Annotated in this window: 13 protein-coding genes; 1 reads left to right on the top strand and 12 read right to left on the bottom strand. The window is 63.3% G+C overall.

Annotated features, from left to right (window positions below):
* The first annotated feature begins 86 nt into the window (after positions 1–86).
* The gene (locus AC1DZU_RS10875) at positions 87–1,157 is read left to right on the top strand and encodes a TraB/GumN family protein (RefSeq protein ID WP_477285415.1); all 1,071 of its coding nucleotides are present in this window, start codon (positions 87–89) and stop codon (positions 1,155–1,157) included.
* Between the two features lie 2 nt (positions 1,158–1,159).
* On the opposite strand, the gene AC1DZU_RS10870 is transcribed toward AC1DZU_RS10875, so the two are convergent.
* The 12 genes from AC1DZU_RS10870 to mdh form a co-directional block, all read right to left on the bottom strand.
* Positions 1,160–1,636: a DUF2867 domain-containing protein gene (locus tag AC1DZU_RS10870; protein WP_477284448.1), complete on the bottom strand. Its 477-nt coding sequence runs from the start codon at positions 1,634–1,636 to the stop codon at positions 1,160–1,162.
* A gap of 829 nt (positions 1,637–2,465) precedes the next feature.
* Positions 2,466–3,872 carry a dihydrolipoyl dehydrogenase gene (gene lpdA, locus AC1DZU_RS10865; protein WP_477284446.1) on the bottom strand — a complete coding sequence of 469 codons (1,407 nt, stop codon included), beginning with the start codon at positions 3,870–3,872 and terminating at the stop codon, positions 2,466–2,468.
* Between the two features lie 24 nt (positions 3,873–3,896).
* Positions 3,897–4,652 carry an SDR family oxidoreductase gene (locus AC1DZU_RS10860; RefSeq protein WP_477284444.1) on the bottom strand — a complete coding sequence of 252 codons (756 nt, stop codon included), beginning with the start codon at positions 4,650–4,652 and terminating at the stop codon, positions 3,897–3,899.
* Positions 4,649–5,158, bottom strand: a complete 510-nt coding sequence (locus AC1DZU_RS10855; protein WP_477284442.1) for a hypothetical protein — start codon at positions 5,156–5,158, stop codon at positions 4,649–4,651. The genes AC1DZU_RS10860 and AC1DZU_RS10855 overlap by 4 nt, the downstream gene beginning before the upstream one ends.
* Positions 5,159–5,167: 9 nt before the next feature.
* Positions 5,168–5,899 (bottom strand): DUF4241 domain-containing protein, encoded by a 732-nt coding sequence (locus tag AC1DZU_RS10850; RefSeq protein WP_477285413.1) that lies wholly within the window; start codon positions 5,897–5,899, stop codon positions 5,168–5,170.
* 37 nt (positions 5,900–5,936) lie between these two features.
* The gene (gene odhB / locus AC1DZU_RS10845; protein ID WP_477284440.1) at positions 5,937–7,217 is read right to left on the bottom strand and encodes a 2-oxoglutarate dehydrogenase complex dihydrolipoyllysine-residue succinyltransferase; all 1,281 of its coding nucleotides are present in this window, start codon (positions 7,215–7,217) and stop codon (positions 5,937–5,939) included.
* Between the two features lie 62 nt (positions 7,218–7,279).
* The gene (locus AC1DZU_RS10840; RefSeq protein WP_477284438.1) at positions 7,280–10,267 is read right to left on the bottom strand and encodes a 2-oxoglutarate dehydrogenase E1 component; all 2,988 of its coding nucleotides are present in this window, start codon (positions 10,265–10,267) and stop codon (positions 7,280–7,282) included.
* Positions 10,268–10,396: 129 nt separating this feature from the next.
* A complete protein-coding gene (gene sucD, locus AC1DZU_RS10835; protein ID WP_477284436.1) occupies positions 10,397–11,299 on the bottom strand; it encodes a succinate--CoA ligase subunit alpha in 903 nt (300 codons plus the stop codon).
* A gap of 14 nt (positions 11,300–11,313) precedes the next feature.
* Positions 11,314–11,811 carry a DUF1579 family protein gene (locus tag AC1DZU_RS10830; RefSeq protein WP_477284434.1) on the bottom strand — a complete coding sequence of 166 codons (498 nt, stop codon included), beginning with the start codon at positions 11,809–11,811 and terminating at the stop codon, positions 11,314–11,316.
* A 2-nt stretch (positions 11,812–11,813) separates the two neighbouring features.
* The gene (locus AC1DZU_RS10825) at positions 11,814–12,185 is read right to left on the bottom strand and encodes a cupin domain-containing protein (protein ID WP_477284432.1); all 372 of its coding nucleotides are present in this window, start codon (positions 12,183–12,185) and stop codon (positions 11,814–11,816) included.
* Positions 12,186–12,189: 4 nt separating this feature from the next.
* Entirely contained in the window at positions 12,190–13,383 is a 1,194-nt protein-coding gene (sucC, locus tag AC1DZU_RS10820; RefSeq protein ID WP_477284430.1) for an ADP-forming succinate--CoA ligase subunit beta, read from the bottom strand.
* 30 nt (positions 13,384–13,413) lie between these two features.
* On the bottom strand, positions 13,414–14,382 hold the full coding sequence (gene mdh, locus AC1DZU_RS10815) for a malate dehydrogenase (protein WP_095084011.1): 969 nt from the start codon (positions 14,380–14,382) through the stop codon (positions 13,414–13,416).
* Positions 14,383–14,473 lie beyond the last annotated feature (91 nt).

Raw genomic sequence — 14,473 nt, 5'->3', positions numbered from 1 at the left:
GCTTTTTGCGCCTAGACCTGACCATGATCCCGAAAAGTGGGACCCGGTTTTCGGAAAAGGTCATGGTCAAACATGAAGACAGCGTCATGAAACGCGTCATCGCCATCGCCGACCGTGCAGCTTCCGTGTCGCTGAAGCTGCTTGTCGCGCTCAATGTCCTGTTTTTCCTGTCGTTCCTCGCCGTCCTGCTGCTCGCGGCCGGCAGGGCGCATGCCGAGATTCCGACCTGCACCGGCGCCGACATGCTGTCTGCCTTGCAGAAGAGCGATACGTCAGCCTACCAGAAGATCGAAGCCGAAGCCGCCGCCACGCCGAACGGCAAGGGGCTGCTGTGGAAGCTGGAGAAGCCGGGCGAAATACCGTCCTTCCTGTTCGGCACCATGCACATGACCGACCCGCGCGTCACCGCGCTGCCGCCGGCCGCGCAGAAGGCCTATGACGCCGCCGCCACCATCGTCATCGAAACCACCGACGTGCTCGACAAGCAGCAGATGATGGCGGCGATGCTCAAGGAGCCGGACCTGATGATGTTCACCGACTCCACGACGCTGTCGTCATTGCTGTCGCCGGACGATGCGGCGGCCATGAATGCCGCACTCGACGCGCGCGGCATCCCGCCGGCAACCGTCGCCAAGATGAAGCCGTGGATGCTCTCGGCCATGATGGCGCTTCCGGCTTGCGAACTCGCCCGCCAGTCCGGCGGCGCCCCGGTGCTCGACGTCAAGCTGGCTGAAGGTGCCAAGGCCGCCGGCAAGCCGGTTGAGGGGCTGGAAACGGCTGCCAGCCAGTTGCGCGCCATGGCCTCTTTGCCGCTGGCCTTTCACATGAAGGGGCTGGTCGACACGCTGAAGCTGGGCGACAAGGTCAACGACATCAACGAAACCATGATCGTTCTCTACCAGCGCGGCGACACCGGCATGTTCTGGCCCCTGTTCCGCGCGGCCATGCCTGACGAGCAGGACGACCCGGCAGGCTATGCCGCGTTCGAGGAAACCATGATCACCAGCCGCAACAAGGTGATGGTCGATCATGCCCAGCCGATCCTGGCCAGGGGCAATGCCTTCATTGCGGTCGGAGCCCTCCACCTTCCGGGTCCGGAGGGACTGGTCGAGGATTTCCGCAAGGCGGGCTACACTGTCACGGCCGTGGGGCTTTAACTCTACTTGGTCAAAACCTGAGCCAGCATCGCCGGAACGATGATCCGGTGAAACGGCTTGACTACAGCGAGATAGGTCCGCCCAAGCAGGTTGTGGGTCTTCACGATCGTCGACGCAGCCACTTCCTGCCGGCCCGCGCCGAGGTCGTTCACCTCCACCAGGAGGCGGAAATCGAGATGCCGGTCGTCCAGGCCAAGGACGATCCTGCCGGGCGCCTGGCTGATGAGCGGAAAGATACCGACCCTGCCTTCCGGCAACACGTCACGTTCCACCCCCGTTTTCAGCCCGAATGGCCTGACGGCGAGGTTGCGCAGCAGCATAAGCCAGCCGACCCATCGCGGTGTTCGCCCCAGGACACGTTCCGCCGCGCCAATTGCGGTCAGTGCAAGACCATCGGTTGTCAGCACGTATCGGTCGGCGAACTGAGCGCCGGCAAGAGCGCCCTCAGGATCGGGAAAAGTTTGTGCAGTGGGCGTCATAACCGGCAAATCCCTCGCAACCAACGATAGCATAGGTTGGTATGGCTCGCTGCGTGGCGAAACGCCGCCAGTCCGGTGGCGACCCGGTCCCGAAGGCCTGGTCGAGGATTTCCGCAAAGCCGGCTATACTGTCACCGCTGTCAACTGAGTCGCCGCATGGTGGTGGAGGATCCGGGCATCGCGTTTTCGGCGTTTTCCTCGACTAGTGTGAAACCCATTCGACGGTAACGCGTTGATGGCTGTTGTTTGATGTTTTTCATCCACGGAGGACACTTTTATGGCGAACACACCGAATCCAAACGACCCGTTCAATTCGTCCACCAACGCTCCTCGCCCAAGCGGCGGTGGCAGCACCTGGTTGATTGTGCTGGTCGTCGTTATTCTGGCGGTTGTCGCGTATTATGTTTTCGGAAGAAGCGGCGGTGAGCATCCGGCACCTGCCGAGGCGCCGGCGGCCAGCACACCGGCACCTGCGCCGGCTCCTGCAGAACCTATGAAGCCAGCCGAACCAGCTCCGGCTGCACCCGCTCCGGCGGCGCCTGCGCCTGCAGAACCTGCCCCGGCGCCTGCGCCGGCTCCAGCGCCAGCACCGGCTCCAGCCGCACCGGCCAACTGATAGGTTCGATATCAAATACGAACGGCCCGCCAAAAAGGCGGGCCGTTTTGCGTTGGGTGGTGCCGCCTTAAAGGCTTTTCCAGAAACTCGCTCCGGTGAGTCAGCTGGTGTGGTTTTCGAGAACCGGAGCGCAGCGGACGTTTGAGTCCGTGAGCACCGGAAGCGGAGAAAACCACGCCAGATGGCCGCCGGAGTAGAGTTTATGAAAGGCCTTTAGATGTGGATCGGCTTGAAGAAGGTGGCCAGCGCCGCCTCCTTGACCGCTTCCGACATCGTCGGGTGTGCATGGCAGGTGCGGGCGAGATCCTCGGACGAGCCGCCGAATGTCATCAGCACCGCCGCCTCGTGGATCATCTCGCCGGCGCCGAAGCCGACAATATGAACGCCGAGCACGCGGTCGCTTGCCTTGTCGGCGAGGATCTTCACGAAGCCGTCGGTGTGCAGCATGGCGCGCGCCCGGCCATTGGCGCTGAACGGAAACTTTCCCGCCTTGTACTCGATGCCGGCCTTTTTCAGCTCTTCCTCGGTCTTGCCGACCGAGGCGATTTCCGGGCTGGTGTAGACGACGCTCGGAATGACGTCATAGTTCACATGGCCGGCCTGGCCGGCAATGGTTTCCGCCACCGCCACGCCCTCGTCCTCGGCCTTGTGCGCCAGCATCGGCCCGGCGATGACATCGCCGATGGCGTAGATGCCGGGCACGTTGGTTCTGAGATGGCCATCGGTCGTGACGCGGCCACGCTCGTCGACCTCGACGCCGGCTTCCTTGAGCCCAAGGCTGTCGGAATAGGCGCGGCGCCCGGTGGCGATCAGCACCGCGTCGGCCTCGATGGTCTCGGCGGCGCCACCCTTGACCGGCTCGAAGGTGACGGTCGCGCCCTTCTTGGCCTTGGCGACACCGGTGACCTTGGCGCCGAGCTTGAACTCGAAACCCTGCTTCGACAGCATTCGCTGGAACTGCTTGGAGACCTCGCCGTCCATGCCACCCAGGATGGTGTCGAGGAATTCGACGACGGTGACCTTGGCGCCAAGCCGCGCCCACACCGATCCGAGTTCGAGGCCGATGACACCGCCGCCAACCACCACCAGATGGCCAGGCACTTTTTCCAGCGACAACGCGCCGGTCGACGACAAGATCACCTTCTCGTCGATGTCGACCTTGACGCCGGGAATGCCGGCGACATCCGAACCGGTGGCGATGACGATGTTCTTGGTCTCGATCTCCTCGACCTTGCCATCCTCGCCGGTGACCGAGACCTTCCCGGCCGCGATCACCTTGCCGGCGCCGCGAAAGCTGTCGATCTTGTTCTTCTTGAACAGGAAGGCGACGCCGTTGACGTTCGACGCCACCGTCGCGTCCTTGTGCGCCATCATCTTCTTCAGGTTCAATTTCGGCGCTGATATCTCGACACCGAGCGTGTCGAAGGAATGGCCGGCCTCGGCGAACATCTCGGAGGCATAAAGCAGCGCCTTGGACGGAATGCAGCCGATGTTGAGGCAGGTACCGCCGAAGGTCGCGTTCTTCTCGACCACCGCCGTCTTCAGCCCGAGCTGCGCCGCCTTGATGGCGCAGACATAGCCGCCCGGTCCCGATCCGATGATAACGACGTCATAAGCCATGATACTGTCCTTCTTGATTGGGGCTCAGCGGCCGCCGCTTACATTCAGGATCGCGCCCGTCGTATAGGACGCGGCGTCGGATAAAAGATAGAGAACCGCACCAGCGACTTCATCAGCCGTTCCGGCTCTTTTCATCGGAAGCGTATCCTGGATGAGTGCCACCCGGTCCGGCTGTCCGCCGGAGGCATGGATGTCCGTATCGATGATGCCCGGGCGCACCGCATTGACGCGGATGCCTTCCAGCGCCACCTCGCGGGCGAGCCCGATGGTGAACGTGTCGATGGCGCCCTTGGAGGCAGCATAGTCGACATAGTTGTCCGCGGCGCCAAGCACCGCCGCAGCCGACGAGATGTTGACGATGGCGCCGCCGTTTCCGCCGTGACGCGTCGACATGCGCTTCACCGCCTCGCGGGCGCAGAGGAACGAACCGACGACATTGATGCGCATCATGCGCTCCAGCCGCGAAAAATCCATCTCGTCGACGCGCGCCTTGACGTCGACGATACCGGCATTGTTGACGAAGGCATCGAGCCGGCCATAGGCGCGGTCGACGGCGCCGAACATGGCAACGATATCGGCCTCGACGCCGACATCGCCCTTGACGGCAAGAGCGTCGCCGCCGGCGGCCTGGATCTCTGCGACCAGCGCATCGGCGGCGTCCTTATTCGCAGCGTAGTTGACCGCGACGCGATAGCCGGCCTTCGAGCCGAGCCGGCAGATCGCGGCGCCGATGCCACGGCTGCCGCCGGTGACCAGTAGCACCTTTTGCGTATCGGTCATTCCTGGCACCCCTTCAAGGCAAACACATCCCACGGCACTTTCGAAAATCCATTGCCGCCATAGGCCGAGGATTGACGCAACGACTGCCCAAGATCCGGCAGGATCAGCGTCTTCGGCGCCTCGACGCCTTCGGCCGGCAGCAGCCCGATGCTGCCCTTGTCGTCCGACGTGTAGATGACGCCGTGCCAGGCCGTGCAGGCGGCAAGCTCCTCGCCGGTGACATCGCCCTCGGGGCATTTGTACATCAGCACGCCGTTCGGCCGCGACACGCCCTCGTTCCACATGACGATGCCGTTCAGCACCACATGGTTGTCGAGGATCATCCGGAAGCTGTTGGTGACGGTCGCCGAGGTCCCGGTCGGGCTAAAATCGATCTCGCTGCCGCTCTGGGCATCGCCGTAGACGGAGAGTTCGATCGGGCAGGCTGCGATTGCGGCCGAGCCGGTGAACAAGACTCCCAGAGATCCCGCTAGGCATGCGATGGCGGACGACAAGGGGCTTTGCATCGCGGCGACCTACTGGCTCTCGCGGCCATCGGCGTTTTCAAGCACTTCAAAGTCGGTCATCAGCAGCAGCGGCTCGCCAGCCGCGCTGAGGCCCCAGAACGATGGATAGATTCCGTCACCCCAGCCGCTCCAGAACATCGCAATGTTGAGGGGATTGCCGACAACGGGGTGATGCATCGCGAACCGATCCTGGTTGGGCGCAAACTCGGCCGCCAGGACGTCGTCATAGTAATTCTGCTTGGCTTCAAGCTTGTCCTGTTGCTCAGACATCAACGCCATTGCCATCTTGTCCATGAACGAACCAAGACCGGCATCGACGGGATATCCAAATACCTCGTCGCCCTTCAGGGTCGATGCATCCTGATCGGGCAAGGTTGCCAGCTCCCAGCGAAACGGCCTACCGGGCCGGAAGCGCAGGACTGCTGCAGCAACACGGCCTTGTGCCTCAAGCAACGATACCGGGTAGCGCCCTGGTCTGACCTTGCGGCTTAACGCTGGCCAGTTGGTTCCGGTAGTCAGGGGATCGCAGGCGACAATTTCGCCTGTCGGCAAATCCAGCTCGCCGATCACCGTGACGGTTATCTCGCGCTCCGCCATTTGCGCATCGCTCAGGTCGAAGAGGCCGAGATTGCTGCTCGCCTGCGCCGGATCCCATTCGACCGACACCACCGCCGACGTGGACATAGAGGTCCACGGCTCACGCCGTAAGATCCGTAGCCCACGGCCCAGCTTGAACCCCAACTGCTCCAGCCAGCCGCTCATTGCGGATCAGCTCCGCTCACAGATCCAGAACCAGCCGTTCCGGATCCTCCAGGCTTTCCTTGACACGGACCAGGAAGGTCACCGCTTCCTTGCCGTCGACGATGCGGTGATCGTAGCTGAGCGCCAGATACATCATCGGCCGGATCACGATCTGGCCGCCGACCACCACCGGCCGGTCCTGGATCTTGTGCATGCCCAGAATGCCCGACTGCGGCGCGTTGAGGATCGGCGTCGACATCAGCGACCCATAAACGCCACCGTTGGAAATCGTAAACGTGCCGCCTTGCATGTCGGCGACCGACAGCTTGCCGTCGCGCGCGGCGATGCCCAGGCGGCCGATCTCCTTCTCGATCTCGGCGATCGACATCTGGTCGGCATCGCGCACGACCGGCACGACCAGGCCCTTTTCGGTGCCGACGGCGACGCCGATATGGGCATAGTTCTTGAAGATGATGTCGGTGCTATCGATCTCGGCATTGACCGAGGGGATTTCCTTCAAGGCGTGGGTGACGGCCTTGGTGAAGAAGCCCATGAAGCCAAGCTTCACGCCGTGCTTCTTCTCGAAAACGTCCTTGTACTTGGTCCTCAGCGCCATCACCGCGCTCATGTCGACCTCGTTGAAGGTGGTCAGCATGGCGGCGGTCGACTGTGCTTCCTTGAGCCGGCGCGCGATGGTCTGGCGCAGCTTGGTCATGCGCACGCGCTCCTCGCGCGACGCATCGTCGCCCGAGGACGGCGCACGCACGGCAACCGGCGCCGGGGCTGCCCTGGGCGTCTCGGCCGGCTGCGACGGCGCACCCTTGGAGATCGCGTCGAGCACGTCCCCCTTCAGCACCTGGCCGCGCTTGCCGGAACCCGAGAGCTGGTCGACAGCGAGATTGTTCTCGGCGATCAGCTTTGCCGCGGCCGGGGCCGGCGGCATGGTGCGCGGCTCGACGGCGCCGGCGTCGCCGGCGATCTTGGCGGTTTCGGCCGCGGCCTGCTTGCCGGTCGATGCCGCGTCCGGCGACGAGGCCTGCGACACCGCCTGCGGCTTGGTCGCCGGGACGGCGGCATCGCCACCTGCCGAAATCGAACCCAGCAGCGCGCCGACGCCGACCGTTTCGCCTTCCTTGACGGTGATCTCGCCCAGCGTGCCGGCGGCGGCGGCAGGCACTTCCACCGTCACCTTGTCGGTCTCGAGCTCGACCAGCGGTTCATCGGCGGCGATCGTGTCGCCGACCTTCTTGAACCATTTGCCGACGGTCGCTTCGCTGACGGATTCGCCGAGAGTGGGAACGCGGATTTCGGTAGCCATTGTGCCTGTCCGTTTCTTCCTGAGTTATTCGCCCAGATCTGTTCTATTCACCCAAATCACTTCTATTCACCGAGCGCGTCTTCGAGCAAGGCGGCGAGCTGGGCGAGATGCTTCGACATCAGTCCGGTCGCCGGCGAGGCGGCCGCCGGGCGGCCGGTGTAGCGGACCCGCTGATGCTTGGCGTCGATATGCGCCAGCACCCATTCCAGATAGGGGTCGATGAACGACCAGGCGCCCATGTTCTTGGGCTCTTCCTGGCACCACACCATCTCCGCATTGCGGAAACGTGACAGTTCCGTGATCAGCGCCTTGGCCGGGAACGGATAGAGCTGTTCGACACGCAGCAGGTAGATGTCGTTGATGCCGCGCTTCTCGCGCTCCTCGTAGAGGTCGTAATAGACCTTGCCCGAGCACAGCACGACGCGACGGATCTTCGAATCCTTGGTGAGCTTGATCGCCTGGTTGGGGAGCAGCTGGGCATCGTCCCACAAGAGCCGGTGGAACGAGCTTTCGCCCGAGATCTCCGGCAGCGTCGACACCGCCCGCTTGTGGCGCAGCAGCGACTTCGGCGTCATCAGAATCAGCGGCTTGCGGAAATCGCGCTTCAGCTGCCGGCGCAGGATGTGGAAATAGTTAGCCGGCGTCGTGCAGTTCGCCACTTGCATGTTGTCTTCGGCGCAAAGCTGCAGGAAGCGCTCGAGCCGGGCCGAGGAATGCTCCGGGCCCTGGCCTTCATAGCCATGCGGCAACAGGCAGACGAGGCCCGACATTCTGAGCCACTTGCGCTCGCCTGACGAGATGAACTGGTCGAACACCACCTGGGCGCCGTTGGCGAAGTCGCCGAACTGCGCTTCCCACAAGGTCAGCGCCTTCGGCTCGGCCAGGCTGTAGCCATATTCGAAGCCCAGCACGGCCTCTTCCGACAGCATCGAGTTGATGACTTCGTAGCCGGCCTGCGCCGCCGACAGATTGTTGAGAGGGATATAGCGGGTCTCGTCGCGCTGGTCGTAGAGCACGGAATGGCGTTGCGAGAAGGTGCCGCGTTCGGAATCCTGCCCCGACAGGCGGATCGGATTGCCGTCGAGCAGGATGGCGCCGAAGGCCAGCGCCTCGGCTGTCGACCAGTCGATGCCTTCGCCGGATTCGATCGCCTGGCGGCGGTTCTCGAGGAAGCGGATGATCGTCTTGTGCGCCTCGAAATCCTTCGGCACCTCGGTCAGCTTCTTGCCGATTTCCTTCAGCGTCTTGACCGGCACGGCGGTCTTGCCACGCCGCTGTTCGTCCTGGTTGTCGGCGGTGCGCAGCCCCGACCAGGCGCCGTCCAGCCAGTCGGCCTTGTTGGGCTTGTAGCTCTGGCCGACTTCCCACTCCGATTCCAGATGCGCCCGCCAGTCGGCCTTCAGCTGGTCGAGTTCGGCCTGGGTGATGTGGGCCTCGGCGATCAGCCGGTCGCCGTAGATCTGCACCGTCGTCTTGTGGGTACGGATGTTGCGGTACATGATCGGCTGGGTGAAGGCCGGTTCGTCGCCCTCATTGTGGCCGAAGCGGCGGTAGCAGAACATGTCGACCACGACAGGCTTGTGGAACTTCATGCGGAATTCGATCGCCACCTTGGCGGCATGGACCACGGCTTCCGGATCGTCGCCATTGACGTGGAAGATCGGCGCTTCGATCATCTTGGCCACATCAGACGGATAGGGCGACGAGCGCGAGAAGCGCGGATTGGTGGTGAAGCCGATCTGGTTGTTGATGATGAAATGCAGCGTGCCGGCAACGCGGTGGCCGCGCAGGCCGGACAGGCCGAGGATTTCGGCAATCACGCCCTGGCCGGCGAAGGCCGCATCGCCGTGCAGCAGCAGCGGCAGCACCTTGGCGCGCTCTTCCAGCGGCACGATCTCCTCGCGGCTGCGGCCGAACAGATAATCCTGCTTGGCGCGCGCCTTGCCCATCACCACCGGATCGACGATTTCCAGATGCGAGGGATTGGCGGTCAAGGACAGATGCACCTTGTTGCCGTCGAACTCGCGGTCCGACGAGGCGCCGAGATGGTACTTGACGTCACCCGAGCCCTCGACCTCGTCGGGTGCGGCCGAACCGCCCTTGAACTCGTGGAAGATGGCGCGGTGCGGCTTGGCCATCACCTGGGAGAGCACGTTCAGCCGGCCGCGATGCGCCATGCCGAGCACGATCTCCTTCATGCCCAGCTGTCCGCCGCGCTTGACGATCTGCTCCAGCGCCGGGATCAGCGATTCACTGCCGTCGAGGCCGAAGCGCTTGGTACCCTTGTACTTGACGTCGATGAACTGCTCGAAGCCTTCGGCCTCGACCAGCTTCTGCAAGATCGCCTTCTTGCCGGCGGCGGTGAAGGAGATCTCCTTGTCGGCGCCCTCGATGCGCGCCTGGATCCAGGCCTTTTCCTCAGGATCGGAAATATGCATGAACTCGACGCCCAGCGTCGAGCAATAGGTGCGCGTCAGGATCTCCAGCATCTGCCGGATGGTGCCGAATTCGAGCCCGAGCACATTGTCGAGGAAGATCGGCCGGTCGTAGTCGGCAGCGGTGAAGCCGTAATTCTCCGGCGACAGCTCATTGTAGTCCTCAAGCGGCTTGGCGATGCCGAGCGGGTCGAGATTGGCGTGCAGATGGCCGCGCATGCGGTAGGCGCGGATCATCATGATGGCGCGCACCGAATCGCGCGTCGCCTGGTGCACGTCGGCGTCGGAAAGGATGATGCCGTTGGTGACCGCCTTATCCTTGACCTTCTTTTCTAGATGCTTCTCGACGATGCCCCAGTTGCCGTCGAGCGCCGACACCAGTTCGCCATTGGCCTGTAGCGGCCAGGAGGGCTTGGCCCAGGAGGCGCCCTTGGCGTTCTTGCGCACATCGCCCGCGTCGTCCTTCAGCCCGGCGAAGAACTCCTGCCATTCGGGATTGACCGAGGCTGGATCGTCCTCATAGGCGGCATAGAGCGCGTCGATATAGTCGGCGTTGCCGCCATAGAGGAAAGAGGTGAGGGAAAATTGGTCGTTGGCCTGATCTTGTCTTGCCATGTCTCTATCGAAGCCTTGGCTTCGTCTCCTTGTCAGAGCGAATAGGGAGTAGCGGATAGCGACTAGGGATTTTCCCAGGGTCGCGCCGTTACTCCGTTTCCTATCCGCTATTCACTACTCGCTACTCACTTAACCCTTGATCGCCTCGACCAGCGTCGTGCCCAGCCGGGCAGGCGAGGGCGAAACTTTTATCCCGGCCGATTCCATCGCCGCGATCTTGTCCTCGGCGCCGCCCTTGCCGCCGGAAATGACCGCGCCCGCATGACCCATGGTGCGGCCGGCCGGCGCCGTGCGCCCGGCGATGAAGCCGGCCATCGGCTTCTTGCGGCCACGCTTGGCTTCGTCCTTGAGGAACTGCGCGGCGTCTTCCTCGGCCGAACCGCCGATCTCGCCGATCATGATGATCGACTTGGTCTCGTCATCGGCGAGGAACATCTCGAGCACGTCGATGAATTCGGTGCCCTTGACGGGGTCGCCGCCAATGCCGACGGCGGTGGTCTGGCCGAGGCCGACATTGGTGGTCTGGAACACAGCCTCATAGGTAAGTGTTCCCGAGCGCGAAACAACGCCGACCGAGCCCTTGCGGAAGATGTTTCCCGGCATGATGCCGATCTTGCATTCGTTGGGGGTGAGCACGCCCGGGCAGTTCGGGCCGATCAGCCGCGAGGCCGAGCGGTCGAGCCGCGCCTTGACCTTGATCATGTCCATCACCGGAATGCCTTCGGTGATGCAGATGATCAGCGGGATCTCGGCTTCGATCGCTTCCAGGATCGCTTCGGCGGCGCCCGCCGGCGGCACATAGACGACGGAGGCGTTGGCGCCGGTCTTTTCCTTGCCCTCGGCGACGGTGGCGAAGATCGGCAGGCTCTCGCCCTTCGATCCGGTCCAGGTCTCGCCACCCTTCTTGGGGTGGATGCCGCCGACCATCTTGGTGCCGTGATAGGCCAGCGCCTGTTCGGTGTGAAACGTACCGGTCTTGCCGGTCAGGCCTTGCACCAGCACCTTGGTGTTCTTGTCGACGAGAATGGACATGGTGGCCCTTTTTCTTAGAAATCGTTGATCGAGGAAGGTGAGACACGGCTGTAGACGCCGCTCACCATGTCTTGCCAGACATCGCTGCCGGCGGGTTGGAACTGCAGTCGCATGCGGTAACTGTCATTGCTGTCGAAATCGTAGGTAACCCGGGCCGACCCGCGCGGCGACGAGCGCAGCAGCGTCAGCGTATTGCCATCCCAGGTGCCTGTAGCCGGTGCGGCCGGCACAAAGCCCATCGAGTCGAATTGATGCATGGTTACGACGCTGCTTTGCTGGTCGAAGCCGAATACGCTGTGCGCGCCGAACGACACCGTGCCGTCGCGGCGCTGGCGATAGCGCTGCACCACGAACAGGCCGCCAAATTCAGCCACGGCAACGGCTTCGGCCGTCGCTGTGCCGGCATCGGTCCATTGCGTGGCCGCCACATCTTCCTCGCCACGCCAAGTGCCGACTAGCGCTTGCAGGCGCTGGTGGTCGGACGAGAGCGAAGAGAAGGAGGCCGCGTTCATGGTCAGAGCCGCTTCAGATCGGCGACGGTGAGGTCGCTCTTGGCGTTACCGGTGTTGAGCGTCGTTGCCGGCTCGAACATCAGCACCACAGGTTCCTTGCTGAGCGAACGTGGCCGGTGCTCGACGCCGCGTGGCACGACCATGAAGTCGCCCTCGCCTAGCTCGACCGGACCGTCCCGGAAATCGATGGCGATGCGGCCGCGCAGAACGAGAAAGGCTTCGTCCTCATTGTCATGCGCGTGCCAGTCGAAGACCTCGCCGAACTTGGCGACTTTCGCCTGGCTGTCGTTGACGTCGCCGGCAATATGCGGATCGAAGACCTTCTCGATCTGCGCGTCCGCCGCCTCGACGAGGTTTATCTTGCGCGGAGGCACCAGCTCAGCCCTTCACCGCAGCCACGATCTTCTTGGCCGCGTCATCGAGATCGTCGGCCGACACGACGTTGAGGCCGCTGTCGTTGATGATTTTCTTGCCGAGTTCGGCATTGGTGCCTTCCAGGCGCACCACCAGCGGCACTTCCAGGCCGACTTCCTTGACCGCGGCAATCACGCCCTCGGCGATGATGTCGCACTTCATGATGCCGCCAAAGATGTTGATCAGGATGCCCTTGACCGCCGGATCCTTGGTGATGATCTTGAACGCCGCCGTCACTTTCTCCTTGGACGCACCGCCGCCGACATCGAGGAAGTTGGCCGGTTCGGCGCCATAGAGCTTGATGATGTCCATCGTCGCCATGGCGAGGCCGGCGCCGTTGACCATGCAGCCGATATTGCCGTCGAGCGCGACATAGGCGAGGTCGTATTTCGACGCCTCGATCTCCTTCTCGTCCTCTTCGGTGGTGTCGCGCAGTTCGAGCACGTCGGGATGGCGGAACAGGGCGTTGTTGTCGAACGACACCTTGGCGTCGAGCACGCGCAGCCGGCCGCTCTTCATGACGATCAGCGGGTTGACCTCGAGCAGGCTCATGTCCTTCTCGACAAAGGCCTTGTAGAGGATCGGGAACAGCGTATCGCCATCCCGGCCGGCGTCGCCGTCGAGCTTTAGCGCGCCGTTGAGCGCCTTCAGATCGGCGGATGTGACGCCTTTCTCCGGGTCGATGGCGACAGTGATGATCTTTTCCGGCGTGTCGTGCGCGACCGCCTCGATGTCCATGCCGCCTTCGGTCGAGACGACGAAGGCAACGCGGCCCACCGAGCGGTCGACCAGGATCGACAGATAGAGCTCGCGCTCGATGTCGGCACCGTCCTCGATATAGAGGCGGTTGACCTGCTTGCCGGCGGGACCGGTCTGCTTGGTCACCAACGTATGCCCGAGCATCTCGTTGGCGTTGGCGACCACGTCGGCCACCGACTTCGCCAGCCTGACGCCACCCTTGGCATCAGGGCCGAGTTCCTTGAACTTGCCCTTGCCGCGGCCGCCGGCATGGATCTGGCTCTTCACCACATAGAGCGGGCCGGGCAGCGCCTTCGCGGCGGCTTCCGCCTCGCTCGCCTTGAACACCGGCACGCCTTCGGCCACCGGCGCGCCAAAGCTCTTCAGCAGCGCCTTGCCCTGATACTCATGGATGTTCATCTTCGATGTCTCCGGGTCGACTGCTGGGGGTTACTTCGAGGCGAGCTGCGGCGCGATCTTGACGCAAGCCTCGGTCAGGCCCTGCACCGTCGCCACCGAAGCGTCGAACATCTTCTGCTCGCTCTTGTTGAGATCGATCTCGATGATGCGCTCGACGCCGCCGGCGCCAATCACCACGGGAACGCCGACATAGGTATTCTTGACGCCATACTGGCCGGAAAGATACGCCGCGCACGGCAGCACGCGCTTCTTGTCCTTGAGATAGGCTTCCGCCATCGAGATCGCCGAGGCGGCCGGCGCGTAGTAGGCCGAACCGGTCTTGAGCAGGCCGACGATCTCGGCGCCGCCGTCGCGGGTGCGCTGGACGATCTGGTCGAGCTTTTCCTTCGAGGTCCAGCCCATCTTGATCAAGTCGGGCAGCGGGATGCCGGAAACCGTCGAATAGCGGATCATCGGCACCATGGAATCGCCATGGCCGCCAAGCACGAAGGCGGTGACGTCCTCGACCGAGACCTTGAATTCCTCGGCCAGGAAATAGCGGAAGCGCGAACTGTCGAGCACGCCGGCCATGCCGACGACATGGCTCTTGGGCAGGCCCGAGAACTTCTGCAGCGCCCAGACCATGGCGTCGAGCGGGTTGGTGATGCAGATCACGAAGGCCTTCGGTGCATATTTCTTCAGGCCGGCGCCGACCTGTTCCATGACCTTCAGATTGATGCCGAGCAGGTCGTCGCGGCTCATGCCCGGCTTGCGCGGCACGCCGGCGGTGACGATGCAGACGTCGGCACCCTCGATGCCGGCATAGTCGTTGACGCCGGTGAGACGGCTGTCGAAGCCATCGACCGGCGACGACTGCGCGATATCGAGCCCCTTGCCTTGCGGGATACCCTCGGCAATATCGAACAGCACCACGTCGCCGAGGTCCTTGAGACCGATCATGTGGGCGAGCGTGCCGCCGATCATGCCAGAGCCGATAAGCGCTATCTTGTTGCGTGCCATGTCAGGATGTTTTCCCTTTGTCAGTGACGGCGCCCAAGTCCTTGGCGACTTGGTTGGCGGCGTCGAGGAAGAGGCCGGAATGCTGCGAGGA

The sequence above is a fragment of the Mesorhizobium sp. P2_A12 genome, assembly GCF_056405075.1.
The sequence above is the reverse complement of the archived record's forward strand: the minus strand, read 5'-3'. Positions and strand labels throughout refer to the sequence as shown.

Bases quoted from the DNA above. Each gene is read 5' to 3' on its own strand.
- AC1DZU_RS10875 (WP_477285415.1), top strand. From the start codon at position 87: ATGAAACGCGTCATCGCCATCGCCGACCGTGCAGCTTCCGTGTCGCTG.
- AC1DZU_RS10870 (WP_477284448.1), bottom strand. From the start codon at position 1,636: ATGACGCCCACTGCACAAACTTTTCCCGATCCTGAGGGCGCTCTTGCC.
- lpdA (WP_477284446.1), bottom strand. From the start codon at position 3,872: ATGGCTTATGACGTCGTTATCATCGGATCGGGACCGGGCGGCTATGTC.
- AC1DZU_RS10860 (WP_477284444.1), bottom strand. From the start codon at position 4,652: ATGACCGATACGCAAAAGGTGCTACTGGTCACCGGCGGCAGCCGTGGC.
- AC1DZU_RS10855 (WP_477284442.1), bottom strand. From the start codon at position 5,158: ATGCAAAGCCCCTTGTCGTCCGCCATCGCATGCCTAGCGGGATCTCTG.
- odhB (WP_477284440.1), bottom strand. From the start codon at position 7,217: ATGGCTACCGAAATCCGCGTTCCCACTCTCGGCGAATCCGTCAGCGAA.
- AC1DZU_RS10840 (WP_477284438.1), bottom strand. From the start codon at position 10,267: ATGGCAAGACAAGATCAGGCCAACGACCAATTTTCCCTCACCTCTTTC.
- sucD (WP_477284436.1), bottom strand. From the start codon at position 11,299: ATGTCCATTCTCGTCGACAAGAACACCAAGGTGCTGGTGCAAGGCCTG.
- AC1DZU_RS10830 (WP_477284434.1), bottom strand. From the start codon at position 11,811: ATGAACGCGGCCTCCTTCTCTTCGCTCTCGTCCGACCACCAGCGCCTG.
- sucC (WP_477284430.1), bottom strand. From the start codon at position 13,383: ATGAACATCCATGAGTATCAGGGCAAGGCGCTGCTGAAGAGCTTTGGC.
- mdh (WP_095084011.1), bottom strand. From the start codon at position 14,382: ATGGCACGCAACAAGATAGCGCTTATCGGCTCTGGCATGATCGGCGGC.